This is a genomic window from Novosphingobium profundi, from assembly GCF_018491765.1.
Taxonomy (GTDB): Bacteria; Pseudomonadota; Alphaproteobacteria; order Sphingomonadales; family Sphingomonadaceae; genus Novosphingobium; species Novosphingobium profundi.
The window spans coordinates 125,722-151,659 of sequence record NZ_JABWCU010000007.1 but is presented as its reverse complement, the minus strand read 5'-3'; the positions used below and the strand labels follow the sequence as shown (position 1 = coordinate 151,659).

At 66.2% G+C, this 25,938-nt stretch carries 23 protein-coding genes and 1 other RNA gene; 16 read left to right on the top strand and 8 right to left on the bottom strand.

Annotation, left to right across the window (positions count from 1 at the left end):
- Positions 1-10 precede the first annotated feature (10 nt).
- Positions 11-613 carry a helix-turn-helix domain-containing protein gene (locus tag HT136_RS09095; protein ID WP_214199445.1) on the bottom strand — a complete coding sequence of 201 codons (603 nt, stop codon included), beginning with the start codon at positions 611-613 and terminating at the stop codon, positions 11-13.
- 87 nt (positions 614-700) lie between these two features.
- On the bottom strand, positions 701-2,497 hold the full coding sequence (locus HT136_RS09090; protein WP_214199444.1) for an ABC-F family ATP-binding cassette domain-containing protein: 1,797 nt from the start codon (positions 2,495-2,497) through the stop codon (positions 701-703).
- 181 nt (positions 2,498-2,678) lie between these two features.
- On the opposite strand from HT136_RS09090, the gene HT136_RS09085 reads away from it, so the two are divergent.
- The 4 genes from HT136_RS09085 (at position 2,679) to HT136_RS09070 (ending at position 5,533) form a co-directional block, all read left to right on the top strand.
- Positions 2,679-3,002, top strand: coding sequence for a PepSY domain-containing protein (locus tag HT136_RS09085; protein WP_214199443.1), 324 nt, complete (start codon positions 2,679-2,681; stop codon positions 3,000-3,002).
- A 109-nt stretch (positions 3,003-3,111) separates the two neighbouring features.
- On the top strand, positions 3,112-3,789 hold the full coding sequence (locus HT136_RS09080; protein ID WP_214199442.1) for a response regulator transcription factor: 678 nt from the start codon (positions 3,112-3,114) through the stop codon (positions 3,787-3,789).
- 88 nt (positions 3,790-3,877) lie between these two features.
- Complete coding sequence (locus tag HT136_RS09075; protein ID WP_214199583.1) at positions 3,878-5,206, top strand: sensor histidine kinase; 1,329 nt, start codon at positions 3,878-3,880, stop codon at positions 5,204-5,206.
- A 123-nt stretch (positions 5,207-5,329) separates the two neighbouring features.
- Complete coding sequence (locus tag HT136_RS09070) at positions 5,330-5,533, top strand: hypothetical protein (RefSeq protein ID WP_214199441.1); 204 nt, start codon at positions 5,330-5,332, stop codon at positions 5,531-5,533.
- A gap of 105 nt (positions 5,534-5,638) precedes the next feature.
- On the opposite strand, the gene HT136_RS09065 is transcribed toward HT136_RS09070, so the two are convergent.
- Positions 5,639-5,938 (bottom strand): chorismate mutase, encoded by a 300-nt coding sequence (locus HT136_RS09065; protein WP_214199440.1) that lies wholly within the window; start codon positions 5,936-5,938, stop codon positions 5,639-5,641.
- A gap of 109 nt (positions 5,939-6,047) precedes the next feature.
- Between HT136_RS09065 and HT136_RS09060 the strand changes: the two genes are divergently transcribed.
- Together HT136_RS09060 and HT136_RS09055 are read left to right on the top strand one after the other, a co-directional pair.
- Entirely contained in the window at positions 6,048-7,064 is a 1,017-nt protein-coding gene (locus tag HT136_RS09060) for a polyprenyl synthetase family protein (protein WP_214199439.1), read from the top strand.
- A gap of 124 nt (positions 7,065-7,188) precedes the next feature.
- A complete protein-coding gene (locus HT136_RS09055; RefSeq protein WP_214199438.1) occupies positions 7,189-7,944 on the top strand; it encodes an energy transducer TonB in 756 nt (251 codons plus the stop codon).
- Here HT136_RS09055 and HT136_RS09050 read toward each other — a convergent pair whose 3' ends face one another.
- Positions 7,945-9,900: a putative bifunctional diguanylate cyclase/phosphodiesterase gene (locus HT136_RS09050; RefSeq protein WP_246543499.1), complete on the bottom strand. Its 1,956-nt coding sequence runs from the start codon at positions 9,898-9,900 to the stop codon at positions 7,945-7,947.
- 197 nt (positions 9,901-10,097) lie between these two features.
- Between HT136_RS09050 and hrpB the strand changes: the two genes are divergently transcribed.
- The 10 genes from hrpB (at position 10,098) to HT136_RS09000 (ending at position 22,730) form a co-directional block, all read left to right on the top strand.
- Complete coding sequence (gene hrpB / locus HT136_RS09045; protein ID WP_214199437.1) at positions 10,098-12,557, top strand: ATP-dependent helicase HrpB; 2,460 nt, start codon at positions 10,098-10,100, stop codon at positions 12,555-12,557.
- A 45-nt stretch (positions 12,558-12,602) separates the two neighbouring features.
- On the top strand, positions 12,603-12,881 hold the full coding sequence (locus tag HT136_RS09040) for an ETC complex I subunit (protein ID WP_214199436.1): 279 nt from the start codon (positions 12,603-12,605) through the stop codon (positions 12,879-12,881).
- 90 nt (positions 12,882-12,971) lie between these two features.
- Positions 12,972-13,066, top strand: an RNA gene (gene ffs, locus HT136_RS09035) — signal recognition particle sRNA small type.
- A 128-nt stretch (positions 13,067-13,194) separates the two neighbouring features.
- Positions 13,195-15,042, top strand: coding sequence for a DNA polymerase III subunit gamma/tau (locus tag HT136_RS09030; protein ID WP_214199435.1), 1,848 nt, complete (start codon positions 13,195-13,197; stop codon positions 15,040-15,042).
- Between the two features lies 1 nt (position 15,043).
- Positions 15,044-15,379 (top strand): YbaB/EbfC family nucleoid-associated protein, encoded by a 336-nt coding sequence (locus tag HT136_RS09025; RefSeq protein WP_214199434.1) that lies wholly within the window; start codon positions 15,044-15,046, stop codon positions 15,377-15,379.
- Between the two features lie 207 nt (positions 15,380-15,586).
- A complete protein-coding gene (gene lon / locus HT136_RS09020) occupies positions 15,587-17,992 on the top strand; it encodes an endopeptidase La (RefSeq protein ID WP_246543497.1) in 2,406 nt (801 codons plus the stop codon).
- A gap of 306 nt (positions 17,993-18,298) precedes the next feature.
- Positions 18,299-19,324: an aspartate-semialdehyde dehydrogenase gene (locus HT136_RS09015; RefSeq protein WP_214199432.1), complete on the top strand. Its 1,026-nt coding sequence runs from the start codon at positions 18,299-18,301 to the stop codon at positions 19,322-19,324.
- A gap of 230 nt (positions 19,325-19,554) precedes the next feature.
- Positions 19,555-19,920 (top strand): carboxymuconolactone decarboxylase family protein, encoded by a 366-nt coding sequence (locus HT136_RS09010; RefSeq protein WP_246543496.1) that lies wholly within the window; start codon positions 19,555-19,557, stop codon positions 19,918-19,920.
- Between the two features lie 168 nt (positions 19,921-20,088).
- Complete coding sequence (locus tag HT136_RS09005; RefSeq protein WP_214199580.1) at positions 20,089-20,787, top strand: alpha/beta fold hydrolase; 699 nt, start codon at positions 20,089-20,091, stop codon at positions 20,785-20,787.
- Between the two features lie 104 nt (positions 20,788-20,891).
- Entirely contained in the window at positions 20,892-22,730 is a 1,839-nt protein-coding gene (locus tag HT136_RS09000; RefSeq protein WP_214199431.1) for a M2 family metallopeptidase, read from the top strand.
- A gap of 204 nt (positions 22,731-22,934) precedes the next feature.
- Here HT136_RS09000 and HT136_RS08995 read toward each other — a convergent pair whose 3' ends face one another.
- From HT136_RS08995 to HT136_RS08980, 4 genes are read right to left on the bottom strand one after another with little or no spacing between them, the layout of a single operon-like run.
- Positions 22,935-24,548 carry a PepSY-associated TM helix domain-containing protein gene (locus tag HT136_RS08995; RefSeq protein ID WP_214199430.1) on the bottom strand — a complete coding sequence of 538 codons (1,614 nt, stop codon included), beginning with the start codon at positions 24,546-24,548 and terminating at the stop codon, positions 22,935-22,937.
- Entirely contained in the window at positions 24,545-24,838 is a 294-nt protein-coding gene (locus HT136_RS08990; protein WP_214199429.1) for a hypothetical protein, read from the bottom strand. The genes HT136_RS08995 and HT136_RS08990 overlap by 4 nt, the downstream gene beginning before the upstream one ends.
- On the bottom strand, positions 24,835-25,110 hold the full coding sequence (locus HT136_RS08985; protein WP_214199428.1) for a hypothetical protein: 276 nt from the start codon (positions 25,108-25,110) through the stop codon (positions 24,835-24,837). Before HT136_RS08985 ends, HT136_RS08990 begins: the two co-directional genes overlap by 4 nt.
- Positions 25,101-25,937, bottom strand: coding sequence for an alpha/beta hydrolase (locus tag HT136_RS08980; protein ID WP_214199427.1), 837 nt, complete (start codon positions 25,935-25,937; stop codon positions 25,101-25,103). The genes HT136_RS08985 and HT136_RS08980 overlap by 10 nt, the downstream gene beginning before the upstream one ends.
- Position 25,938 lies beyond the last annotated feature (1 nt).

Here is a 25,938-nt window from a genome sequence, read left to right as displayed (position 1 = left end):
CCGCAATGCGCTAGAGTGGGCGCACGAGCATTTCGGCAAGGGCGATCCAGGCGGGGCCCTCGATCCGCATCGGCGGCTTGTTGTCGAGCGAGGGCAGGAGCGAGACCGCGTGCTCGTCCTCGAGAGTCTCGGGCGTGATCGCGATCAGGCGGCCCAGCGCGAGGCGTCCGCCCGGCAAGGGCACGATCATCTCGCGGTTGATGAGCTTGCTGGCCGCGACGGGCACCGCCCCCCAGTCAAGATGGCGCATCCAGAGCTGGTCTCCGGCGCGATATTCACCCCAGGCGCTCTCGACACGTAGAACCACCCAGCGAGCGAGCGGGTCGATCTCGTTGGGCAGGAGAATGTCGTGGGGGGCCGAAAGCGCGACGAGCCCGCTTGGGCCAAGCTGGGCGATGACACGCGCGGGCGTTCGGGTCTCCTCGCGCACGAGGCTGCCCGGCTCGACGCCCAGCGCGGCTGCGATCCGGTTCAGCCAGTCGAGCGAAAGCGTGCGCGCGCCGGTCTCGAGCCGCCCGATCGTCTGCGCAGTGGTGGGCGGCGAACAGGCGGCGGCCACGTCGGCAAGGGTGAGGCCCTTTTGCTGGCGAATGGCGCGGATACGGTCGATCATGCGAAGAGAGCCTGCGTTTAACCGGATTGGCTCTCCATTTTCACGCGTGATTACCGATATGGCAAGCGCCTTTGTTGGCCGCCGGGCTCAACCCTCGACTTGTTCGGCCAGTTCGAGCCAGCGTTCCTCGGCGGCTTCCTTGTCGGCGCGGGCCTTCTCGATGGCGGCGCTGAGCGCGGCGAAACGGTCCGGGTTCTTGGTGTAGAGCTCGGGATCACTGAGCGCGGCCTCATCGCGTTCGATGGCGGTTTCGAGCTCCTCGATCCGGCCGGGCAGGAGGTCGTAGTCGCGCTGGTCCTTGTAGGAGAGCTTCGTGCTCTTGGGCTTGGGCGGCGGGGGCGGGGTGTCCGCGTCGGTCCGGGCGCGCGCCTTGCCCGCGCTCGTGCGTTCGCGGCGCTTGGCTTCCCAGTCGGCATAGCCACCCGCGATCACGTCGATATGGCCCGAACCGTCAAGACCCAGTGTGAGATTGACCGTGCGGTCGAGGAAGTCGCGGTCGTGGCTGACGATGAGCACGGTGCCATCGTAGTCCGAGATGACCTCCTGGAGCAGGTCGAGCGTCTCGAGATCAAGGTCGTTGGTCGGCTCGTCGAGCACGAGCAGGTTCGAGGGGCGCGCGAATTCGCGCGCCATCAGCAGGCGCGACTGTTCGCCGCCCGAGAGCGTGCCGACCTTGGCGTCGATCAGCGAGGGGTCGAACAGGAAGTCCTTGAGGTAGCCTTGGACGTGCTTGCGCACGCCGCGCACATCGACCCAGTCGCTGCCCTCGGCGATCACGTCGCGCAGTTGCATGTCGGGCTTGAGGAAGCTGCGCTGCTGGTCGAGCACGATGCTGGTCATCGTCTGCGCCTGCGTCACGGTGCCTTCGTCCGGCGCCATTTCGCCGGTCAGCAGCTTGAGAAGGGTGGACTTGCCCGAACCGTTCGAGCCGACGATGCCGATGCGGTCGCCGCGCTGGATGCGCAGCGAAAAGTCCTTGATCACGGTGCGCTCGGCATCACCAGTCCCGAACGTCTTGGTGACGTGCTCGGCGACGATGACCGACTTGGTCTTGGCCCCGTCGCCCGCGACCGCGAGTTTGGCGGTGCCGGTGGGGCTCATCATCGCGGCGCGTTCGGCGCGCATTTCCCACAGCTTGGCAAGACGGCCCTGGTTGCGCTTGCGCCGCGCGGTCACGCCGCGCTCCAGCCAGTGCGCCTCGATCTTGAGCTTGGCGTCGAGCTTTTCGGCCGCGCGCGTCTCTTCCTTCTGGACTTCCTCTTCCCAGGCCTCGAAGCCGCCGAAGCCCACCTCCTTGCGGCGCAGTGATCCGCGGTCGAGCCACAGCGTCGCCTTGGTCAGGCGGGTCAGGAAGGTGCGGTCGTGGCTGATCACCACGAAAGCGCCGTTGTAGCGCTGGAGCCAGGATTCCAGCCATTCGATCGCGGCAAGGTCAAGGTGATTGGTCGGCTCGTCGAGCAGCAGCAGGTCGGGCTCGGAGGCCAGTGCACGGCACAAGGCGGCGCGGCGGCGCTCGCCGCCGCTCGCGCTCTTGGCCTCGCGCGAGAGGTCGATGCCGAGCTGGTCGGCGATCGCTTCGACTTCGTGGCGCTGCGGGCCGTCCTCGCCGTGGATCGCGAAGTCGAGCAGGGTGTCGTAGCCGGTGAAGAAGGGATCCTGCTCGAGCGTGACCACGCGCGTGCCGGGCTGGATCGAGCGCTTGCCCGCGTCGCTCTCGACGATCCCGGCGATGAGCTTGAGCAAGGTGGTCTTGCCCGCGCCGTTGCGTCCGATCAGGGCGAGGCGGTCGCGCGGCGCGATATTGATATCGAGGTCCCGGAAAAGCCAGCCGGTGCCCTGGATCAGGCCGAGGCCTTCCCAGCTCAGGATAGGTGCAGTTGCCATAATCCCAGCGCCCTACAGGCGCGGGCAGGGGGCTGGCAAGCGTCCTCGCGCGCGTGACGACGGTAAGGTGCGGGCGCGCCCGGACGAGGTGTGCCCCGCGTGCATCACCTGCTGCCTTGTGCCATCTTCGTGCCACATTCAGGGCTTGTTCAATCCTTCGGCCTTAGGCAACCAGACCGTGATGAAACAGTTATCTTTTTCCTCGAAGGCACTGGCCGCACTGGCCCTCGGCCTGATGACCGCACCGATCCTCGCGCTGCCCTTCGCAGCCGAAGCGCAGAGCGGCGAACAGGGGCAGGTCCGCAAGGAGCGCAAGGCGGGCAATATCCTTTCCAGCCGGCAGATCGAGAAGATCGTTCTGCCGCGCATGAACGGAATGCAGTACCTCGGGCCCGAGTACGATCCGGCGGCCATGGCCTATCGCCTCAAGTTCATCGACAAGGGCAAGGTCTACTACGTCGACGTCGATGCCCGCACCGGGCGGATAATCGGCGAATCACGCTAGAATTGTCGGGCACGCACCGGGCGTTGCCGGGAACCTTGGAGGTTCCCGTCGCTTGACGCTGTGTCGTATTGAGCCCATTTCGTTCGAGACCCCAAAGGGAGAACCTGACTTGCGCATCCTGATCGTCGAGGATGAACCTACACTCGGCACCCAGCTTAAATCCACGCTGGAACAGAACGGCTATGCGGTCGATCTTTCGGTCGACGGCGAGGACGGCCATTTCCTCGGCTCGACCGAAGACTACGACGCAGTCGTGCTCGACCTCGGCCTCCCCGAGATCGACGGCCTCACGGTCCTGGGCATGTGGCGCAAGGAAAACCGCAATTTCCCCGTGCTGGTGCTGACCGCGCGCGATTCCTGGTCGGACAAGGTTGCCGGGCTCGACGCGGGCGCGGACGATTATCTGGCCAAGCCTTTCCAGACCGAGGAGCTGATTGCCCGCCTGCGCGCGCTGATCCGCCGCGCCTCGGGCAACACGTCGAGCGAACTGACCGCCGGGCCGGTGCGCCTCGACACGCGTTCGGGCCGCGTCACACTTGCCGGCGAGCCGGTCAAGCTGACCGCGCAGGAGTACAAGCTCCTGTCCTATCTGATGCACCACAAGGGCAAGGTGGTCAGCCGCACCGAACTGATCGAGCACATCTACGATCAGGATTTCGACCGCGATTCGAATACGATCGAGGTCTTCGTTACCCGCATCCGCAAGAAGCTGGGCGCGGACGTCATCACCACGATCCGGGGCTTGGGCTACAGTCTCGACGATCCCGCCGAGCCCACGCGCTCCTGAGCGCGGCGCGCAAGGCGAGGCCGGTGTGGCCGGGAACGCGAAGATAACCGCCGTGAAGCCGCCCCATACGGGTTCGCTGGCAAGGCGCATGATGCTGATCGCGGCGGGCTGGATATCGATCCTCCTGCTGGTGGGCGGTCTCGCGCTCGACAGCGCGCTGACCGGCCTCGTCACGCGCAATTTCGACGAGCAGCTCAGCTACATGCTGCTGGGCATGATCGGTTCGGCCGAAATCGCCCCCGACGGCGAGGTCTATTTCAACCGCCCGCTCGGCGACCAGCGCTTTCTCGAGCCCAATTCGGGCCTCTACTGGCAGATCCGCGCCAAGGGGCACGAGGACTTCTCCTCGCGCTCCTTGTGGGACCTCAGCATCGACGTGCCGGCCGACCACTACGATGCCAAGCCTCACGTCTACAATTCCAACCAGTTTCCCAACGAGCCGCTGCGCATCATGGAGCGCGCGGTTATTCTTCCGGGCAGCGACACGCAGTGGATGTTCACCGTCGCGGCGAGCCGGGAGGAACTCGACGACCAGATCAAGACCTTCCGCTCGATCCTGATCTACAGCTTCCTGGTGCTGGGCGTGGGTCTCCTGCTGATGGCGGGGATGCAGACCTGGTACGGCCTGTTCCCGCTGCGCCACGTGCGCCGGGCAATCCAGAAATTGCGCACCACGGGCGTCTCGCGTGTCAGCGATCCGCTGCCGCTCGAAGTGGCGCCGCTGGTCGAGGAACTGAACGCGCTGCTTGCGCACACCGAGAACCAGGCCGAGGAGGCGCGCACCCATGCGGGCAACCTTGCCCATGCGCTCAAGACCCCGCTGACGGTGGTCACCAACGCCGCGACCGCCAAGGAGCCCGACCTCGACAAGACCGTGATCCGCGAAGTGGGCAACATGCGCCGCCACGTCGACCACCATCTGGCGCGCGCGCGCGCCGTCGGGCGCCGCTCGGCGGGCATGGCGCGCGCCGAGGTCTGGCCGAGCCTCGAGGCGGTGTTCCGCGCGGTCGAGCGCCTCTACGACACCACCCGCTTCGATCTCGACGGCGATCACGGCGCCACCGTCGCGGTCGAGAAGCAGGATCTCGAGGAACTGCTCGGCAACCTCATCGAGAACGCAGCCAAGTATGGTGGGGGTAGCGTGTTCGTGACGGTCAATCCGGCGAGCGCGGGCAAGGCGCCTGCGAACATGTGCGAAATCTGGATCGAGGACGATGGCATGGGCATTCCGGAGGAGGAGCGTCCCCGCATCTTCGATCGCGGTGCGCGGCTCGATACCGGCAAGCCCGGGACGGGGCTGGGACTTGCGATCGTGCGCGATGTGGTGGAGATCTACGGCGGGACGATCGCGCTTGCCGAGAGCGAGGACATGGGCGGATTGCTCGTCAAGCTGCGGCTTCCGCGTGCGGCGGTTTGATGCCTTGCCGTTGATCGTCGGCGCGGCTTTCGGGGAAAGGTGGCGGGCGGGCGGTTGCAGCGCGGGCGCGAAGGCTTATGTCGGCGCCCATATTTCCACACCGGTACGAGGCGAGGAGCCGACATGAACGACGATATCACCCTGACCCTGACGAGCGACGAAATCGCAATGCTGGTCGATGCGCTGGAAGTGGACCTGGAAGGCTATCTGGAATCCTCCAAGGAAGCCAAGTCCTCGGGTAACCGCGACGAAATGAAGACCTTCAATGACGCGGCGACGCGCATCCAGACCCTGATGGCCAAGCTGCAGGAATACGTTCCCGAGTAAGCCGTCGGGTCATCGCGGTCCCGAGCCCTGGTCGGATCGGCCCGGCCGCACAGGCTTGGTGCATGGCATGATGCCGCCGCGATCGCGGCGGCATTTTTGCATCGATCAGGCGCTCTTGGCCTGTTCGTGGTGGCGGATCACTTCCTCGATGATGAAGCGCAGGAACTTCTCGCCGAAATCGGGATCGAGATTGGCGTCCTCGGCCAGCTTGCGCAGGCGCTCGATCTGGGTTTGCTCACGGCCCGGGTCGGAGGCGGGCAGGTCGTGCTGAGCCTTGTAGGCGCCCACGGCCTGGGTGATCCGAAAGCGCTCGGCGAGCATGTGGATGAGAGCGGCATCGATGTTGTCGATGCTCGAGCGGAAACCGGCAAGAACCGGATCGGGAGCGGGCGTATCCTTGGTCATCGTGCGGGCGCGCTAGCATGGCTGGAGCGGTTCTGCCAGTCGCTCGATGCTGCCGACGCGGCCCTTTTTGCACTTGCGTCGGAGCGCGCGAGACCCCATTGCGCGCTGGATGAGTGCAGAAGTCATATCCTTGCGTGAACGCGGGTCGCAGCCCTCCCTGGCGCCGATGCTGGCCTTGACGGCTCCCGGCATGAACAGTGTCAACTCCGTCATCCTCGACCGGATGCAGAGCGAGATTCCCCTCATTCCGGCTCTCGCTGGCCACCTGATTGCAGGTGGCGGCAAGCGCATGCGCCCGATGTTGATGGTCGCCGCCGCCGAGCTGTGTGGCTACCAGGGTACGCGCCACCACAAGCTGGCGGCGGCGGTCGAATTCCTCCACACCGCGACGCTGCTGCACGACGACGTTGTCGACGGTTCGGACATGCGCCGCGGCAAGGCGGCCGCAAACATCGTCTTCGGCAACCCGGCGACGGTTCTCGTCGGCGACTTCTTGTTTACCCGTGCCTTCGAACTGATGGTCGAGGACGGCAGCCTCAAGGTGCTCAAGGTCTTCTCGAAGGCGAGTTCGATCATCGCCGAAGGTGAAGTCGACCAGTTGACCGCGCAGCGCCGGATCGAGACGAGCGAGGAGCACTATCTCCAGATCATCGGCTCCAAGACGGCGGCGCTGTTCGCTGCGGCCACGCGCATCTCGGGCATCGTCGCCGAGAAGTCCGAGGCCGAGGAGCTGGCGCTCGACGCGTATGGTCGCAATCTCGGGATCGCCTTCCAGCTCGTGGACGATGCGATCGACTACGATTCCGAAGTCGCCGAATCGGGCAAGGACAAGGGCGACGATTTTCGCGAGGGCAAGATGACCCTCCCGGTCATCCTTGCCTATGCGCGCGGCAATGCCGAGGAGCGCAAGTTCTGGGAAGAGGCGATCGCGGGCTTCCGCTGCGAGGACGAGGATCTCGCGCACGCGGTGACACTGATCAACAAGTACGGCTGCGTCGAGGCGACGCGCGAGCGGGCGCGTCTTTACGCGCAGCGCGCCATTGATTCCCTGTCGATCTTCCCCGCCGGAGCCGCGCGTGACGCGATGGGCGAGGCGGTGCAGTTCGCCGTGGCCCGTCGCTACTGACCGGCGCGGGCGAACCGGCATTTCGGCATTGTAGCGCTACGGGTCGGCTCATGGCTCTGATGGCGACAATTCGCGACGGCCGCGCCGATTGCGATGCGCTGGCGAGCGCGGTAAGGCTCCGGCGATGAGTGAAGCTGCGTTTCGCGTTACCACTGGTTACCAACCCGGCTCGCGCCGGCAGCGTGCGTTTTCGGCCGGCCTGTCGGCCGCCGTGGTCCTGCTTGTCCTGCTGGCGGCGATCTACCAGACCCAGATCGCGCCCCGTCTGGAAAAGCCGGCGCAAACGGTGACGAGCTTCGACGTGCAGGGCGACCAGCACGAGAAGGGCGACAAGAAGTCGGAGGACAAGAAGCCCGCGAAGGCAGAAAAGAAGGAGCAGACGAAGCCCGAGCGCTTCGTGGCTCCGGTGGAAACGCCCAAGGTGGATACGCCCAAGGCGCCCGCCGAGAAGCCGGCCTTCACGTTTCTCAAGATGTCGCGCAACGACATGGCTTCGGCCGACATCGGCAAGATGTCCAGCACGGCGCCGACCGGGGCCGAGGCCGGCGGCGGAAAGACGTATGGCCCGGGCGAAGGTCCCGGCGGTGCGGTTCTCTACAACGCCGACTGGTATCGCCGGCCGACCGATGCGGAACTGGCAACGTACCTTCCGCCCGGCCGCCCCGATGAGGGCTATGGCCTGATTGCCTGCCAGACGATTGCCGATAACCGGGTCGAGAATTGCCAGATCCTGGGCGAATCGCCGCGCGGTTCGGGCCTGGGCCTGGCGGTGCTGAACGCGGCCTGGCAGTTTCGCGTCAAGGCGCCGCAGATCAATGGCAAGGCGCAACTTGGCGTCTGGGTGCGGATCCGGATCGACTATGGGGTGCGCCGGCTCTGATCAGCGCGTGGCCTGTCCTGTCGTGCTGGGCTCGCCCTTGAGCGAGGTGAGAAGTGCGGTGAGGGGCATCGGCTTGGCGATCAGGTAGCCCTGCGCGAGCGGGAACCCGGCGAGGCGTGCGCTGATCAGCTGGTTGTCGGTTTCGATGCCCTCGATTACGCATTCCAGCGTCAGCGAGCGCGCGAGGTTGCGGATCGCGGTGATCAGGCGTCGCCCGGCCGCCTCCTCAAGTTGCGAGGCGAAGCTGCGGTCGATCTTGACCATGTCGAGCGGCAACTGGTGCAGCGAGGACAAGCTGGAATAGCCCGTTCCGAAATCGTCGAGCGCGATTTTCGCGCCGGTCTGACGCAGGCGTTCGAGCGCGCCGCGCGCGGTCTCCAGCTCGGCAATGAGCGAAGTTTCGGTGATTTCGAAGACGAGGCGCGAGGGCGAACACTCCATCGTGTCGATGCGCTCGAGAAGTTCGGCGATCGTGGCGGTGTCGCACAAGTCGCGTCCCGACAGGTTGAACGACATGCGCAGGCTCTCGGGAAGCTCGCAAATCGCTTCGAGCGCCTTGCCGAACAAGGTAAGAGTGACTTCGCGCGCCTTGCCGAGCCGCTCACCGGTCGCGATCAGCTGCTCGGGAGCGACGGGGCCGAGGAGGGGCGTGGTCCAGCGTGCGAGGCATTCGACACCCACCATGTGCAGGTCCGAGGTCTCGACGATCGGCTGGAACGCGAGCGAGAGCTCCGCCTCCAGATTGGCCGCCTGAAGCGCGGTGTCCAGCGTCTGCTCCGAACGGATGAGATCCTCGAGTTCCTCGGTGAAGCGCACGCATTGTCCGCGCTTGTGATTCTTGGCGTGGTAAAGCGCGAAATCGGCGCGATCGTACAGCAGGTTGGCGCTTGTCGCCGCGTCGGGGAAGCCGGCGAGGCCGGCCGAGCACCCGACCGAGACGACGACGTCGCCGAGCCGCCCGGGCTTGCAGATCTGGTCGAAGAGAACCTGGGTGACGTCTTCGGCGTGATCGAGATCGCCCATCACGATCAATCCGAACTCGTCGCCGCCAAGCCGCGCGAGAATGGCGTCGCTGGGCGCGGCCTTGGACATGCGCTCGCCCAGGATCTTCAGCAGCCGGTCGCCATTGGCATGGCCGTAAGTGTCGTTCACGGGTTTGAAACGGTCGAGGTCGATCAGGCCGATACAGAACGGTTGGCGAGGGCCGTCGCTGACCAGGAGGCTCTCCAGGGTGGCGAAGAAGTAGCGCCGGTTGGGCAGGCCCGTCAGCGCGTCGGTCTGCGCGAGGATCGCGTTTTCCTCGCCCAGCACGTGGGCCTGGCGCCGCTCGCTGTTGAGCGCGCGCTGCGAGACCTCGAGCTCGACGAAGGCGTTGTAGGAATCGTTGGTCAGCTTGAGAATTACGGCCGCGACGAGCGCGAGGTTCACCGCCACGGCGATGTAGATTTCCGTCCCGATATAGAGTGCGTAGATCAGGAAGGCACCGGTGACCGTCAGGCATACGCCTTCGGCTGCCTGCGGCAGGAAGCTGAGGCAATAGACGCAGCCGAGCAAGGTGACCGCCACGAAGATCGCGACATGCCCGTGCTCGTAGGGACCGCCGTATTGGTCGAGAGTAAAGGCCCAGGCGACGAAGCAGAGCGAAAAGGCGATCGAGAGTGCCGTGGTGGCCCGGAGCTTGCTGGCGATGAGCGAGGGGACGTAGGATTCGGCCTTGACCGGGCGCATCCAGACCAGCATGCGCACGAGCGACGTGGCGATCAGGAAGGCGGGGATGGCCAGCGTGAGCGCCAACGGAGCCAGATGCCGGTGGGTATAGGCAAGGATCAGCGTGTTGGCCGAGAGAAGGCTGTAGAGCGCTGGAATCTGCTGGCGCAGGCGCAAGTACTGCGCGACGATCAGCGGATGCTGACCGGCCTTGCCGATAATGAGGTTAGGAGCGGTCTTGCGTGGCAAATCTTGGGTCTCCGGCGACCTGGTTAATGGACAATGATTTACGAAGTGTAGGCAAGGGTGAAATCATTGCGCGTTATCCTTATCACGGTGTTGAGCGTGTTTAGCGAAAAAGCTTTTCTATACTTCGTGCCTGAACCCTCGTTGCGCGCGTGTGGTTTCCGCTCGTGCCACAGCCGAGCTGCGCTGGGGGCCTCGTCATGAGCATGCTTCCCGTGTTCGCGGTCCTGGAGCCACTCCTGGAGGCTTTGCGACGCGGCACCGGCGCCGTGCTGATCGCGCCGCCCGGAGCGGGCAAGACCACCGCCATTGCGCCCGCCCTGCTGGAGCAGGACTGGTGCGATGGCCTGGTCATTCTCCTTTCGCCCCGCCGTGTTGCGGCGCGTGCCGCCGCCGAGCGCATGGCGCAGTCACTCGGCGAGAAGGCCGGGGAGACGATCGGTTACGTGACGCGTCTCGACAGCCGGCGCTCGGCGCGAACGCGGGTGTTGGTCATGACCGAGGCGATCTTCGTCGCAACGATCCTTTCCGATCCCGAGCTGGCAGGGGTTTCGGCCGTGCTCTTCGACGAGGCGCACGAGCGCCATCTCGACAGCGATCTGGGGCTTGCGTTGGCGCTCGAAAGCCGCGCTGTCCTGCGCGAGGATTTGCGCGTGCTCGTCATGTCGGCAACGCTCGATGGCAGTCGCTTCGCCGCCTTGCTGGGCGAAGATACCCCGGTAATCGAGAGCGAAGGGCGGGCCTGGCCGCTCGCGCATCGCTGGCTGGGGCGTTCGGCCGAGCAGCGCATAGAGGATGCGATGGCTTCGGCGATCACACTGGCCTGGAACGAGGAGCGGGGCGACATCCTGGCCTTCCTGCCGGGCGTTCGCGAGATCGAGCGCGTCGCCGAGCGGCTTGGTGAGCGCCTCCCCTCGGCGCTCGTCCATGCCCTGCACGGACAGTGTGATCCGGCCGCGCAGCGCGCCGCCATCCGTCGCGATCCTGAAGGGCGCCGACGTATCGTACTGGCAACCGCCATCGCCGAGACCTCGCTGACGCTGGACGGGGTGAGCGTGGTGGTCGATGCCGGACTCTCGCGTCGGGCGGAATTCGACAAGGCGGCCGGTGTCACGCGGCTCGTCACCCAGGCCGCCAGTCAGGCTTCGGCGGTGCAGCGGGCCGGGCGCGCCGCGCGCCAGGGGCCTGGCGTCGCCTATCGGTTGTGGGAAGAAGCCGCGCATGCGGGGCGCCCTGCGTTCGACGCGCCCGAAATCAAGGTGAGCGACCTTGCACCGCTGACGCTTTCGCTGGCGCAGTGGGGGGCGGGCGATCCGGCGCAGATGGCCTGGATCGATGCCCCGCCCGAAGCCGGGTTGGCGACGGCACGGGCCCAGTTGGTCGAACTCGGCGCGCTCGACCCGCAAGGGCGGATCACGCCGTTCGGGCGGCAGGTCGCCCGTCTGCCGATGTCCCCGGCACACGCTGCGATGATCCTGCAGGCCTGCGCGGTGGGCCACGAAGAGGAGGCTGCGCGTCTCGCCTTGCTGCTGCAGGAGCGTGGGTTGGGCGGGCGCAGCGAGGATCTCTCGCAAAGGCTCGCGCGCTGGAACGCGGATCGCTCGGGGAGGGCGGACGCCGCGCGCAAGCTCGCCTTGGGCTGGGCGCGCAAGGCCCGCTCGCTGGTTGGGGAAACCAGGTCCGGATCGGATCACGGCGTTCCGCTCGGCGTGGTCCTGGCGATGGGGCAGCCGGACATGCTGGCCCGCCGGCGCGATGCGCGCGGCGAACAGTGGCTCTCGGCGGGCGGGCGCGGCTATGTGCTCGACCCGGTCTCGCCGCTTGCCGCCAGCGAATGGATGGTGATCGGTGACGCCCAGGGCCAGGCGCGCGGCGCGCGCATCCTCTCGGGAATCCCGCTTGCTGCGAGCGAGGTCGAACAGGGCCTGTCCGAGCGGATCGTGCGGGCCTCGCGATTGCACTGGAACGAGCCGGAAGGGCGCGTCGAGGCGCGGCTCGAGCGGCGGATCGGCGCCATCGTCCTGGCGAGCGGTCCCGATCCCGCGCCCGATGCCGAGGCCATCCGGGCTTTTCTGGTCGCGCGGGTGCGCGCCAAGGGCCTTGATCTGGTGCCTTTCGGAAAGGCGTCGCAGGCGCTGCTGCGCCGGGCGCGCTACGCTGCGATTTCCGCTCTGGGCGAGGAGGAACTGCTTGATGAGCTCGAGGACTGGCTGGGGCCGGTGCTTGGCCGCAGGCTCGAGGCGATCGACAAGTCCGCGCTTCACGCCGCGCTGCAGGGGCGGCTGACCTGGGACGATCAGAAGGCGCTTGAACGACTCGCTCCGGCGGAGTTTCGAAGTCCGGCGGGCACGCACCATGCCATCGACTACGAGGACGAGGGCGGCCCCAGCGTCGAGGTGCGCGTCCAGGCTCTGTTCGGGCTCGACCGGCACCCGGGCTACGGCCAGCCGGAAAGCCCCCTGCTGCTCAAGCTGACTTCGCCCGCCGGGCGCCCGATCCAGACCACGCGCGACCTTCCCGGCTTCTGGCGCGGAAGCTGGAAGGACGTGCAGCGCGACATGAAAGGACGCTATCCCCGCCACCGCTGGCCCGACGAGCCGTGGAACGAGGACCCCAGCCTCAAGACCAAAAACGCGTTCGAACGGTCCGGAAAGGCGTGATTTCGGCTTGCTTTTAGGCGCGATTCGGAGGCAAAGGGCTTTTCCATGAGTGCACGCATCTATCAGCGCCCGAAGAACGCCATGCAGTCGGGCAAGGCCCTCCTGGACCAGTGGGTCCTCGAGTTCGAACCCGCCGAGGCCAAGAAGCCCGATCCGCTCATGGGATGGGCCGGGTCGGGCGACATGAAGCAGCAGCTCCAGCTGCGCTTCGCCACCGCCGAGGAAGCCAAGGCCTATGCCGATCGCTACGGCATCGCGGTCGAAGTGCACGCGACGCCCCCGCGCCGCCTCAAGATCCAGGCTTACGCCGACAATTTCCGCTGATCGTTTTCGCCGGGGACGTTCGGCGCGTTTTGTTCGCGTCGCGATGGTCCCCGGGGTTGCATTCCTTCGAAACCATTGCCATAGGGCGCGCCGGGAGTCGGATGGACGTTTGCGTTCGCCAACTTGGTCAGGTCCGGAAGGAAGCAGCCACAACGGATTGCGGCGGGTCATTCGGCTCCTATTGAAAACAGCGCCTTACGGGCGCTGTTTTTGTTTCGGCCGGCCGCATTTGTGCGACCGGACCGGTTCCAGACTGTGGAGCATGGCGGTTCGGGCCTGACATTCGCGCAGCCAGCGCCTAATCTCCCCGGCGATGAGCGATTCACACGATACGTCCGGCGATGGTCTCCCCTGGGACACCGACCCCGAGGATGAGGCGCCGAGCGCGGCCGATCTCGAAGCTGCGGGGCAGTCGTCGATGTTCGGCGATGCCCCCGTGCCGTCGGCGGCGACCGATTCGGCGCCTGCGGACGTGCCACCAGCGCCTCGCGCCGCGGCTCCGGCCGCAGCGCCTTCCGCGGCCGCGCAGCCCTATCGCGTGCTCGCGCGCAAGTACCGCCCGCAGACGTTCGATGAACTGATCGGGCAGGAGGCGATGGTGCGCACCCTCGCCAACGCGATCAAGCGCGACCGTCTGGCCCATGCCTTCCTGATGACCGGCGTGCGCGGGGTCGGCAAGACCTCGACCGCGCGCCTCATCGCCAAGGCGCTGAACTGCATCGGGCCCGATGGGCAGGGCGGCCCCACCATCCACCCTTGCGGCCAGTGCGAGCCGTGCCGTGCGATTGCGGAGGGGCGCCATATCGACGTGATCGAGATGGACGCTGCCAGCCACACCGGCGTCGACGACGTGCGCGAGATCATCGAGGCGGTGCGCTACGCCGCCGTCTCGGCGCGCTACAAGATCTACATCATCGACGAAGTCCACATGCTCTCGCGCAACGCGTTCAACGCCTTGCTCAAGACGCTTGAGGAACCGCCAGCGCATGTGAAGTTCCTGTTCGCGACCACCGAAGTGGACAAGCTGCCGGTCACCGTGCTCTCGCGCTGCCAGCGCTTCGATCTGCGCCGCATCCCGGGACCCATGCTTGCCGAGCACTTCGCCAAGGTCTGCTCGCTCGAGGGCGTGGCGGCCGAGGCCGAGGCGCTCGCGATGGTGGCCGCCGCCGCCGAGGGCTCGGTGCGCGATGGCCTCTCGATTCTCGACCAGGCGATCGCCCATGCCGATCTCGACGGCGAGGGACAAGTCCGCGCGGAGAAGGTGCGCGACATGCTTGGCCTCTCGGACAAGAGCGTGCAGCGTCACCTCTTGGCCAAGCTTCTCGCAGGCGATGGTCCGGGCGTGCTCGAAATTGTCGCGCGCCAGTTCTCGCTGGGGGTCGAGCCGATCGCGCTCGTGCGCGGGCAGATGGACCTGGCGCACCGCATCGCGCTCGCGCAAGTCTCGGGTTCCGCGCCCGATGCCCATTCGAGCGAGGAGCGCGAGGCGATCGAGAACTGGGCGGGGACGCTCGGCGCCGGGCAGGTCCACCGTTTGTGGCAGCTTCTGCTCAAGGGTTTCGAGGAAGTGAAGTCGGCGCCCGACCCGCTCGTCGCGGCGCAGATGGCACTGCTGCGGATCATGCACGCGACCGATATGCCCGATCCCGGTTCGCTGGTGCGCAAGCTCGAGGACCTGATGGCCCGCGCGCCCGCCGCTCCGGTCGCGCCGGCCCCGGCTCCGTCGTCCGGGGCGGAGCAGGCGAGCGTGGCCCCCGCGCCCGAAATGAGCACGGCGCGCTGGGACAGCCTCGTCGACGAGGTGGAGCATTCCGGCGGCCCGACGATTGCGAACATCATGCGCATGCAGGTACGCGTCGTTGAACTGGCGGCAGGTGACCTGAAGTACGAACTGGCTCCCGGATTTCGCGAAGACATCAGCGCGATCTTGCGCGATGGCCTTGCAAAGGCCACGGGACAGCGCTGGCAGGTCGAACGCGTGGCGAGCGGGGGGGCGCCGACGATCGTCGAGCGCGCCGAAGCGGACCAGGTCGCGGCCTCGCAGGCCTTGCGCGCCGCGCCGCTGGTCGAAGCGACCCTGGCGGCGTTTCCGGGCGCCGAACTGATTGAGGATGAACGGCCCGTCGCCATCGGCGGCGGTGGCCGCAACTGGAGACGATAAGATGAAGTCGATGGAAGAGATGATCCAGGCGGCCCAGCAGGCCGCCGAAACGATCCAGAAGCAGATGACCGAGACTCAGGCCAAGCTCGATGCGATGGAAGTCGAAGGGCTTTCGGGCGGCGGTCTGGTCAAGATCCGCTGCTCGGCCAAGGGCCGGGTGATCGGCGTCGCGATCGACGACAGCCTCATGCAGCCCAGCGAGAAGGGCATGCTCGAGGATCTTGTCGCGGCGGCCTACAACGACGCGCGGGTCAAGGCGGATTCGGTCGCCAATGAGGAAATGGGCAAGGCGCAGCAGGGCATGGGCCTGCCCCCGGGCTTCAAGATGCCGTTCTGATGGGAATCGGCCGGATCGTCCAAAGCCCGGTCGTTCCGGCCCGTTTTCCGGGCGCGCGGCCTAGGTGGAACTGCCGTTGCGCGGTGGAAGCACTTCGAGAGGGTTTGCGGCTTAGGTCCATTGCGCAATGGTAATTCGCCCCCATATCGTGGAACACTCTATAAGAGAGAGACCGGCCAAGTCTCTCCCGAACAATACCAGATGGAAATGCCCTTGAACCTGCTGCCCCTCCTTCCGCTTCGCGACATCGTCGTTTTTCCCGGCATGGTCGTGCCGTTGTTCGTCGGCCGTGAGAAATCCGTGGCAGCTCTCGAAGCCGCCATGGCGGGTGACAAGGACATCTTCCTGCTCGCGCAGCTCGATCCGGGCTGTGACGATCCGGACCGGGATGATCTCTACGATACCGGCGTCATCGCCAGTGTCCTCCAGCTCCTGAAGCTCCCCGACGGCACCGTGCGCGTGCTGGTTGAAGGTCAGGAGCGCGCCAAGCTCGAGCGCCTTCGCGCCGAACAGACGAACGATGGCGAGATGCTGATCGCCGAAGTCGAGAAGATCGAACCGGCCGAAGCGGATGGGACCGAAGTTTCCGCGATGATGCGCTCGGTGGTCGACCAGTTCAACGAATACGCCAAGCTCAACAAGAAGCTGAGCCAGGACGCGGGCGACCAGCTCGACGACATCGAGGACCCCGCCAAGCTCGCCGACACTGTCGCCGCGCAGCTCTCGGCCAAGGTTTCGGACAAGCAGGCAGTGCTTTCCGAGGACGATCCGCTCAAGCGCCTCGAGATGGTCTATTCCTTCATGGAAGGCGAGCTCGGCGTCCTGCAGGTCGAGCGCAAGATCCGTGGGCGCGTGAAGCGCCAGATGGAAAAGACCCAGCGCGAGTACTACCTCAACGAACAGCTCAAGGCGATCCAGTCCGAGCTCGGCGGCAGCGATGGCGACGATGCCAACGAGCTGCAGGAGCTCCAGGACAAGATCGAGAAGACCAAGCTCTCCAAGGAAGCGCGCGAGAAGGCCAACGCCGAACTCAAGAAGCTGCGCTCGATGCAGCCGATGAGCGCCGAGGCGACGGTTGTTCGCAACTACCTCGATGTCCTGCTCGGCCTGCCCTGGGGCAAGAAGAGCAAGCTCAAGCGCGACATTTCGACCGCGCAGGACGTGCTCGACGCTGATCACTACGCGCTCGACAAGGTCAAGGACCGGATCATCGAGTATCTGGCTGTCCAGGCGCGCACCAACAAGCTGAAGGGGCCGATCCTGTGCCTCGTCGGCCCGCCCGGCGTTGGCAAGACCTCGCTGGGCAAGTCGATCGCCAAGGCGACCGGGCGCGAGTTCATCCGCCAGTCGCTGGGCGGCGTGCGCGACGAGGCCGAAATTCGCGGCCATCGCCGCACCTACATCGGCTCGCTGCCGGGCAAGATCGTCACCAACTTGCGCAAGGCAGGCAAGTCGAACCCGCTGTTCCTGCTCGACGAGATCGACAAGCTGGGCCAGGATTTCCGCGGCGATCCGGCCTCGGCCCTGCTCGAGGTGCTCGATCCCGAGCAGAACGCCAAGTTCCAGGATCACTACCTCGAACTCGACATCGACCTGTCGGACGTGATGTTCGTGTGCACCGCGAACAGCCTCAACCTGCCGCAGGCGCTGCTCGACCGCATGGAGATCATCCGCCTCGAGGGCTATACCGAGGATGAGAAGGTCGAGATTTCCGAGCGTCACCTGATCGCCAAGCAGATCGACGTGCACGGTCTCAAGGACGGTGAATTCACGCTGACCCAGGAGGGCCTGCGCGACCTCATTCGCTATTACACCCGGGAAGCCGGCGTACGCACGCTCGAGCGCGAGATCGCGCGTCTCGCGCGCAAGTCGCTGCGCCAGATCCTCGAGGGCAAGGTCAAGAGCGTGACGATCACGCCGGAAAACCTCGCCGAATACGCGGGCGTCCAGAAGTACCGCCACGGTGCCTCGGAAGAGGAAAACCAGGTTGGGGCCGTGACCGGCCTTGCCTGGACCGAAGTGGGCGGCGAATTGCTGACGATCGAAAGCGTGACGGTTCCCGGCAAGGGCCAGATCAAGGCGACGGGCAAGCTCGGCGAAGTGATGAACGAGTCGATCCAGACCGCCTGGAGCTTCGTGAAGGCGCGCTCGCCTGCCTATGGCATCAAGCCGAGCGTGTTCAACAAGCGGGACATCCACATCCACCTTCCCGAGGGCGCCGTGCCCAAGGACGGACCTTCGGCCGGCATCGGTATGGTCACCTCGATCGTCTCGACGCTGACCGGCGTGCCGGTGCGCAAGGATGTTGCGATGACCGGCGAAGTAACGCTGCGCGGGCGCGTGCTGCCGATCGGCGGGCTCAAGGAAAAGCTGCTTGCCGCGCTTCGCGGCGGCATCACCACGGTCCTCATTCCCGAGGACAACCGCAAGGACCTCGCCGAAATTCCCGAGAACGCGAAGCAGGATCTCGAGATCATCCCGGTCGCCCATGTCGACGAAGTGCTCGCGCGCGCGCTCACCGAACCGCTGACCGCGATCGAATGGACCGAGGCCGACGAACTCGCAGCGGCGCCTCCGGCGCAGGGCACCGTGAGCGCGGCGACCGCACACTGATCTGAACCGCTCCGCGCGGGAGTGCATTCGAAGAGGCGGCGAACACCCTGTTCGTCGCCTCTCTTGCTTTGGTTGGCAACGCAAGCAACTGCTTGGGCGGGCACGAGGAATTTGCGTGAGGCAAGGTTGTTTCCGGTCATATCCATGCACCTCGACTAGGTGGCGGCGTAATTTTTGGCCCGCCATTGCGCCAAATTGCGCAAGCATCGGATATAGCGTCTTGCCATGCGCACGCGCAGCCTGTATCGGCCCGCGTTCGCGCGATCGGATGTCCGTTTCGCGCGGTTAGCCAAGAAGGATCTTGAAATGGGTTACCGGGTAGCCGTCGTCGGCGCGACCGGAAATGTCGGCCGCGAAATGCTGAACATCCTTGCCGAGCGCGAGTTCCCCTGCGACGAAATCGCAGCGGTCGCTTCGTCGCGTTCGACCGGCATGGAGATTGATTTCGGCGAGACCGGCAAGAAACTCAAGGTCAAGAACATCGAGCACTTCGATTTCACGGGCTGGGACATCGCGCTCTTCGCGGCCGGCTCGGGCCCGACGGCGATCTACGCGCCCAAGGCCGCCTCGCAGGGCTGCGTGGTGATCGACAACTCCTCGCTCTATCGCATGGAGCCCGACGTTCCGTTGATCGTGCCCGAGGTGAACCCCGAGGCGATCGACGGCTACACGCAGCGCAACATCATCGCCAACCCCAACTGCTCGACCGCGCAGATGGTCGTGGCGCTCAAGCCGCTGCACGACGCCTTCACGATCAAGCGCGTGGTGGTATCGACCTATCAGTCGGTGTCCGGCGCGGGCAAGGCGGGCATGGACGAGCTGTTCGAACAGAGCCGCGCGATCTTCGTGGGTGACCAGGTCGAACCCAGGAAGTTCACCAAGCAGATCGCTTTCAACGTGATCCCGCACATCGACGTCTTCCTTGACGATGGTTCGACCAAGGAAGAGTGGAAGATGGTGGTCGAGACCAAGAAGATCCTCGACCCCAAGGTCAAGGTGCAGGCGACTTGCGTGCGCGTGCCGGTCTTCGTGGGCCACTCGGAATCGCTCAACATCGAGTTCGAGAAGGACGTTTCGGCGAAGGAAGCGCAGGACATCCTGCGCGAGGCGCCGGGCGTGATGCTCGTCGACAAGCGCGAGGACGGTGGCTACGTGACCCCGGTCGAGTGCGTGGGCGACGGCGCGACCTACATCAGCCGCGTGCGCGAGGATTCGACCATCGACAACGGTCTGGCGCTGTGGTGCGTCTCGGACAACTTGCGCAAGGGCGCCGCGCTCAACGCGGTGCAGATTGCCGAGCTGCTGGGTCGCCGTCACCTCAAGAAGGCCTGATCGCACGACGATCGCTCCGGCGAACGACGCATCGAAGAACCCCCGCCAGCGCGTCTGGCGGGGGTTCTTGCGTATGGGGGCAAAGCTTCCTGGGGGAAGACCCGGATGGCGAGGGAGGGGCGCGGCGGGCAGCATGACGCGACCCGGTGCGTTCCGCGCCCGCTTTTGATCGCGCACAAGGCAGGAGTGGCGGGGAGGGCGCATGGTGGGAGCGAAGAGGAGCCGAGCCCATGTCGAAGAGCAATTTCCACGATTGGCCGCAGATGGCCAAGGATCTAAATCCCGCGATCGGGGAGCTGCGGCGCAGTACGCCGGGGCCGATGCAGGCCTTTTCCGAGATGGGCAAGGCGGCTCTGGCGCCGGGCGCGCTCGACACGAAGACGAAGGAGCTGATCGCGCTCGCGATCGGCGTCGCGGTGCGTTGCGGGCCCTGCATCACCTACCACGCGTCGGGCGCGCAGAAGGCCGGAGCCAGCCGCGAGGAGATCGCCGAGGCGATGGGGCTTGCGGTCTACATGGGCGCGGGGCCTTCGGCGATGTACGCCGCGCAGGCGCTCGAGGCCTTCGACCAGTGGAACGAGAAAGCCTCCACCTGACCTTGCAAGTTCGCGCGCACGCCGCCAAGGACGGCGGCACGAGGAAGCCTGTGCGTTCGCCAGAATGCGCATCCCGCCTCGCCTGGCGTCAGAAAGGGCAAGCGCGTGCACGAGATCGAGACCCGGACCATCGAAGGCTTTGCCGATACCCGGCTGGCCATCCATTGCATGGGGGAGCCGGGCGGACGTCCGCTGGTGCTGCTGCACGGGCTGTTCTCGAGCGCGCACGTCAACTGGGTGAAGTACGGCAACGCGCAACTGCTCGTGGATGCCGGTTTCACGCTCTACATGCCCGACTTGCGCGCGCACGGCGAGAGTGAGGCCCCGCATGATCCGCGCGCCTATCCCGAAGATGTGCTGGTCGAGGACCTCAAGAGCACGATCGCCGAACTGGAGCTCAGGGACTATGATCTCGGTGGCTTTTCGCTCGGTTCGCGCACCGCTGCGCGCGGGGTCCTGGCCGGGCTGAAACCGCGCCGCCTGATCCTTGCGGGTATGGGGCTTTCGGGGCTTGCCGGGTGGGCCCGGCGTTCGGCACACTTCGTTGACGCGATCGACCGCTTCGGGTCGATCGAGCGAGGGGACCCGGCCTTTGTCGCGCAGGCCTTCATGAAGACGATGAAGATCGATCGCGAGGCTGCGCGCCTGTTGCTTGGTTCGGTCGACGACACCGCGCCCGGTGAACTGGTGAAGATCACCATGCCCACGTTGTGCGTGTGCGGCGGGGACGATTTCGACAATGGCAACGCGCGCGAGCTCGCCGAGGCGTTGCCTGATGGCCACTATGCGCAGACGCCGGGCAACCACATGTCCTCGGTCACCTTCAAGGACATGGGCCGCGCCATGGCGGAATTCCTTCTGTCCTGAGGCGCCTGCCCGAGGGTTTGGGGCGGCGCGGCCTGGCGCGTTGACGGTGCGGCTCGCAAGGCTAATCTTGCGCGCATCGAAAACATAATGAGGCGACATCCCCGATGAAATTTGCAACGACGGCTCTGGCCGCGCTGGCGGCGGGCCTTTGCCTGGCAGCCGCGCCGGTCAGCCATGCCGAGGAGGCCCCCGCCGCCTATCCGCACACCCCCGAGGGCGCGAAGGCGTTCGTGGCCGATGCCGAAAAGGATCTCGGTACGTTCTCGATCGAGAACAACCGGATCAACTGGGTCAACTACACCTACATCACCGACGACACCAACGCGCTGGTGGCGAGGTCGAACGCGCAGCTGACCGAAAAGCAGGTGCACTATGCGGTCGAGGCGGCGCGCTTCAAGGACCTCTCCGGGCTCGACTCTGACGTCGTGCGCAAGCTGGGTATCCTGAGCCAGAGCATCGTCATGCCCGCACCCACGACGCCGGGCGCGGCGGACGAGCTGGGCACGATCACCGCCGATCTTTCGGCCGCCTACGGCAAGGGGCGTGGGACGCTGGACGGCAAGGCGATCGGTGGTTCGGACATCGAGGCCGAGATGGGCAACCTATCGCACACACCGGCCGAGTTCGCCGAGATGTGGGCGAGCTGGCACGACAACGTCGGTGCGCCGATGAAGCCGGACTACGTGCGCATGGTCGATATCGGCAACGCGGGCGCGCGCGAGCTGGGTTATGCCGACGTTGGCGCGATGTGGCGCTCGGGCTACGACATGAGCCCCGAGGAATTCGCGGCCGAGACCGAGCGGCTGTGGCAGGAAGTGAAGCCGCTCTACCTCGCACTTCATACTTATGTGCGCCATAAGCTCAGCGAGAAATACGGCGCCGAGGTGCAGCCCGATACTGGACCGATCCGGGCGGACCTTCTGGGCAACATGTGGGCGCAGGAATGGGGCACGATCTACCCGATCGTCGCCCCCAAGGGCGCGGGCGACCTTGGCTACGACATCGGCGATCTCCTGAAGGCGCAGGGCAAGACCCCGCTCGACATGGTGAAGGCGGGCGAGGGCTTCTATTCCTCGCTCGGCTTTGATCCCTTGCCGGGCACGTTCTGGACGCGCTCGATGATCACCAAGCCCGCCGACCGCGAGGTGATCTGCCACGCCTCGGCCTGGGACGTCGACAATGTGGACGACATCCGCATCAAGATGTGCACCAAGGTGGACTCGGGCGACTTCGTGACGATCCACCACGAGCTGGGCCACAACTACTACCAGCGCGCCTACAACAAGCAGCCCTACCTCTACCTCAACGGTGCGAACGACGGCTTCCACGAGGCGATCGGCGACTTCATCGCGCTTTCGATCACGCCGCAGTACCTCGTCCAGATCGGGTTGCTCGATCCCGCCAAGGTGCCGAGCGCCGACAAGGACATCGGTCTGCTCCTGCGCCAGGCGATGGACAAGGTCGCGTTCCTGCCCTTTGGCCTGATGATCGATCGCTACCGCTGGGGCATCTTCGACGGCTCGATCAAGCCGGCCGACTACAACACGGCCTGGACCAAGATGCGGCTTGACTACCAGGGCGTGGTCCCGCCGGTCGAGCGTCCCGCCGATGGTTTCGATGCGGGCGCCAAGTACCACATTCCGGGCAACACGCCCTACACCCGCTACTTCCTCGCGCGCATCCTGCAGTTCCAGTTCTATGAGGCTGCCTGCAAGCAGGCGGGCTGGAAGGGGCCGCTGCACCGTTGCAGCTTCTACGGGAACAAGACGGTGGGCAAGAACCTCGACGCGATGCTCTCGATGGGCATGTCCAAGCCCTGGCCCGAGGCACTCAAGGCCTTTACCGGCTCCTCGAAGATGAGCGCCAAGCCGATGCTCGCGTACTTCGCGCCGCTCAAGGCCTGGCTCGATGCGCAGAACAAGGGCGAGAAGGCGGGCTGGTAATACCAAAGAGCGATGAGTTCGACTCATCGCTCTTTGGTTGAGCCCGTGCGGGGCTTGAGCAATTCCAAGGTGTGATGCGTCGGCATCTCGGCGCCTTGGTATAAGGCCCCGGGAGAGGTCCACGCCCGAAATCGCCGGGAGCCTGCGTAGTGCAGCGCTCCCGGCGATCCCCTCCACCACCGAGGGGAATGGATGGCTACCAAACTACTGCGCGGTTTCCTCGCGCGGGGCCGGGCCTTGCGGCGTCGCAGCCTCGAGGCTCCAGACGCTGTCTCGGGGCCCCTGGCGCACGCGGGTGAGCGTCGCGCGCCAGATCAGCACCAGAAGTCCGCAAGCGACCACCGCTATGGCATCGAGCGCGGGGACGCTTGTTTCGAAGCGCGCCGAAAAGGCAAGGCTGGCGAGCGGGATGGTGAGCAGGGCAAGTGCGGCGCCGGGCAGGAGTTCGATCGCGGCGCGGGCGCTTCCGCGAACGAGGGCCCAGGCGACGAAGCCGAAGAACACCGCGTGGTAGATCGCGCTGTGAAGGCCGAGCGTGGCCACCGCGGCCAAGGGCTTGGCGGCCGCGATCGTCACCGCGCTTCCGGCAACGCAGCCCAGCGGCGCCCCCACGGTCAGCGCACCCAGGATGCGTGTCGCGCGGCTTTGCACGACCGGGCCGGACTGGCGCCGCTCGCGCTTGCGGCGGCTTTCCACCCAGAGCAGGTTCCCGGTGTAGAACAGGAAGGCGCCGGCCAGTCCCATCACGAAATAGGCCCAGCGGATCGCGATGCCGCCGAAGCTGCCGAAGTGCAGCGTGAAGAAGCCGGTGAGAAGCGCGCCCCAGCCGTCCTGCTGCCCACCGAGATAGTCGGGCCCGGTCACCGTGCCCGTCGCGGGATCGAGGATCGCCACGGTGAAGTTCGGGCCCCGGTTGCCGTAGCGCGGGTCTTCGCCGCGCACCTGCAGCGAGGGCGTGCCATTGGGGGCCGTGCCATAGCGCAGCTCCTTGGGGGTGAAGCCCGGAAGTTCGTGCGCGAGCGATGCCACCACCGTGGCCGGTGAAACCGGGGCAGGCGGTGGGCCCGGTGGGGTGGGCGGCTTTCCGGCGGGGCGCGCCGGGCGCTCCATCGCGTTCGAGAAGGTCGCACCCTGGCTGGCGTAGAACGGATCGTGGAAGGCGAAGACCACGGCGGTCAGCGCCATGATGATGTGGAAGGGCAGGCTGAACAGGCCGAGCACGTTGTGCAGGTCGAGCCACATGCGCTTCGCATTGCGGCCAAGGCGCGTGGCGAAGAGGTCCTTCACCAGGCTCGGCAGAAGGACGATCACACCCGAGACGAGCGCGATCGCATAGAGCAGCGAGACGACGCCCATCAGGAGCAGGCCGGGCTCGGTCCCGATCATCAGGCCCGCCTGCTGGTGGAGCTGGTCGATGAAGCCTCCGACCGGCGAGGGACCTGCGCTCTGGACGACGAGTTGACCCTTGGCATCGAGCGCGCCGTAGAAGGTCGTCTGCGGGGCGTGCTCGTCGCGCTTGTCGCTGGCGATGCTCCACGAGACGCGTGCGGGCTCTTCGGTGCCCGTCTGGAGGTGGACGGTATAGGCTTTTGCCGCGCGCGGATCGGCGGCGATCACCTTGTCGACCAGTTCGGGAACGCGTTCGAGCGCGACCGGGGCGGGCAGGGTGCTGGCCGGGCTCGCCCAACGCTGGAGCGAGTGCTCGAACATGGTGATCGCGCCTGCGTAGAAGGCGACGAACAGGCACAGCCCGGAGATGATCCCGACCCAGCCGTGGATCTCCTTGTACATCTTCACGATGTCGGTGCGCAGTTTCATGACAGCGCTCCCGTAGCGTAGAGCGCAAGCCAGACGGGCGCGCAGCACAGGCTAAGCACCGCCCAGGCGCGCAGGCCGCTTCGGAACAGAAAGCAGAAGCTCAGGATCAGGCACCAGATCGGCGAGATGAGCCACATGGTGAATTGCGCGCGGGTGGACAGGCCCTGGCCCGCAGCGCCCAGTGCCCAATAGCAAAGACCTGAGATGCCGAGCGCCAGGACATAGCCCAGGATCGCGCCGGCGGCGGCCTTGCCCAGCCAGTTGCGACTGGTGAGTTCGGGCGGGCTCATGATGCGTTCTCCTTGCGGTGGCGAAGCCAGGCGCACAGCAGCGGCACCAGCGACCAGCTCGTCATGGCGGTGGTCAGCCACATGAAGATGGCGGTGGCCGGACCCGCCCAACCCAGCAGGAGGGCAAGGCCGAGGCCGCAGCCCGCTATCCCGCTCCACAGCCAGGGTGCGGGGCGGGGGCGTCGGGGCAGGAGTTTCTGGTGGGGCGCGGCGCCGTAGAGGGCGATCGTGCCCGCCAGCGTGGCGAAAAGGCCGGTCCAGACTAGCAGCATGGCGTTTCCTCGCTGGAAAAGGCGGTCTTGATGATGGCGGACATCGCCGCAAGCATGGTGGAGCCGTGATCCTGCCCGGGCAAGTCGAGGAACTGGGTGTCGTAGCCGGCGGCTTGCCAGTCGCCGGCCAGATCGCGGGCGACGTCTCGTCCTGCCTGTCCTGCGTCTCCGGCTTCGGGAGAGATGGCGACGAGCAGGCGTGAGGCGCGGCGCGCGGCGCTTGTGGGGGGATGGGCGGGGAATTCGCCATCGCCGTACCAGAGCGAGGGGCTCACGGCGGCAAAGCCGCTGTAGTTGCGGCCCTGTCGCGCCGCGTGCAGCGCGAGGAGGCCGCCAAAGCTGTGACCGGCGAGGGTCTGGCGTCGCGGATCGATCGGCAGGCGCTCGGCCAGCATCGGGCGCAGCCGTGCATCGATGAAGTCGAGGAAGCGATCGGCCCCTCCCAGCGCAAAGCCGTGCGCGGGTTTGCCTGGGGCGATGACGTAGCCGGGTACGTGCGGGGTATAATCGGTTATGCGCCGGGCGAGTGAGCCGGAATCGAGTGCGACGATCACGCCGTTCTCCACTCCGCTGCGTTTCCCGGCTTGCGCGAGGCGCCGCGCGGTCACGGTGGCGACGGCAAAGTTGTCCACGCCGTCGAGAACCCAAAGGACCGGCCAGCCCTCGCGCGGAGGCGGTCCTTCGGGCCAGGCGACGAGCACGCGGTAGACGTGCCCGTCCGGCGCGGCCGTCTCGACCACGTCGGAACGGGGCAGCGCCCAGGGTTCGGCCGCCAGTGGGGCGGCGAAAAGGGCCAGGGGGGCCAGCAGGCCGAACCGGATCGCCATG

What these genes read in the sequence shown, in the direction of transcription:
- HT136_RS08980 (WP_214199427.1), bottom strand. Translation starts at nt 25,937, where the DNA reads ATGGCGATCCGGTTCGGCCTGCTGGCCCCCCTGGCCCTTTTCGCCGCC.
- HT136_RS09040 (WP_214199436.1), top strand. Translation starts at nt 12,603, where the DNA reads ATGAGTGCACGCATCTATCAGCGCCCGAAGAACGCCATGCAGTCGGGC.
- HT136_RS09085 (WP_214199443.1), top strand. Translation starts at nt 2,679, where the DNA reads ATGAAACAGTTATCTTTTTCCTCGAAGGCACTGGCCGCACTGGCCCTC.
- HT136_RS09015 (WP_214199432.1), top strand. Translation starts at nt 18,299, where the DNA reads ATGGGTTACCGGGTAGCCGTCGTCGGCGCGACCGGAAATGTCGGCCGC.
- HT136_RS09010 (WP_246543496.1), top strand. Translation starts at nt 19,555, where the DNA reads ATGTCGAAGAGCAATTTCCACGATTGGCCGCAGATGGCCAAGGATCTA.
- HT136_RS09000 (WP_214199431.1), top strand. Translation starts at nt 20,892, where the DNA reads ATGAAATTTGCAACGACGGCTCTGGCCGCGCTGGCGGCGGGCCTTTGC.
- HT136_RS09075 (WP_214199583.1), top strand. Translation starts at nt 3,878, where the DNA reads ATGATGCTGATCGCGGCGGGCTGGATATCGATCCTCCTGCTGGTGGGC.
- HT136_RS08995 (WP_214199430.1), bottom strand. Translation starts at nt 24,548, where the DNA reads ATGAAACTGCGCACCGACATCGTGAAGATGTACAAGGAGATCCACGGC.
- HT136_RS09090 (WP_214199444.1), bottom strand. Translation starts at nt 2,497, where the DNA reads ATGGCAACTGCACCTATCCTGAGCTGGGAAGGCCTCGGCCTGATCCAG.
- HT136_RS09060 (WP_214199439.1), top strand. Translation starts at nt 6,048, where the DNA reads ATGAGTGCAGAAGTCATATCCTTGCGTGAACGCGGGTCGCAGCCCTCC.
- HT136_RS08985 (WP_214199428.1), bottom strand. Translation starts at nt 25,110, where the DNA reads ATGCTGCTAGTCTGGACCGGCCTTTTCGCCACGCTGGCGGGCACGATC.
- HT136_RS08990 (WP_214199429.1), bottom strand. Translation starts at nt 24,838, where the DNA reads ATGAGCCCGCCCGAACTCACCAGTCGCAACTGGCTGGGCAAGGCCGCC.
- HT136_RS09070 (WP_214199441.1), top strand. Translation starts at nt 5,330, where the DNA reads ATGAACGACGATATCACCCTGACCCTGACGAGCGACGAAATCGCAATG.
- HT136_RS09005 (WP_214199580.1), top strand. Translation starts at nt 20,089, where the DNA reads ATGGGGGAGCCGGGCGGACGTCCGCTGGTGCTGCTGCACGGGCTGTTC.
- HT136_RS09065 (WP_214199440.1), bottom strand. Translation starts at nt 5,938, where the DNA reads ATGACCAAGGATACGCCCGCTCCCGATCCGGTTCTTGCCGGTTTCCGC.
- HT136_RS09030 (WP_214199435.1), top strand. Translation starts at nt 13,195, where the DNA reads ATGAGCGATTCACACGATACGTCCGGCGATGGTCTCCCCTGGGACACC.
- lon (WP_246543497.1), top strand. Translation starts at nt 15,587, where the DNA reads ATGCCCTTGAACCTGCTGCCCCTCCTTCCGCTTCGCGACATCGTCGTT.
- HT136_RS09095 (WP_214199445.1), bottom strand. Translation starts at nt 613, where the DNA reads ATGATCGACCGTATCCGCGCCATTCGCCAGCAAAAGGGCCTCACCCTT.
- HT136_RS09025 (WP_214199434.1), top strand. Translation starts at nt 15,044, where the DNA reads ATGAAGTCGATGGAAGAGATGATCCAGGCGGCCCAGCAGGCCGCCGAA.
- hrpB (WP_214199437.1), top strand. Translation starts at nt 10,098, where the DNA reads ATGAGCATGCTTCCCGTGTTCGCGGTCCTGGAGCCACTCCTGGAGGCT.
- HT136_RS09055 (WP_214199438.1), top strand. Translation starts at nt 7,189, where the DNA reads ATGAGTGAAGCTGCGTTTCGCGTTACCACTGGTTACCAACCCGGCTCG.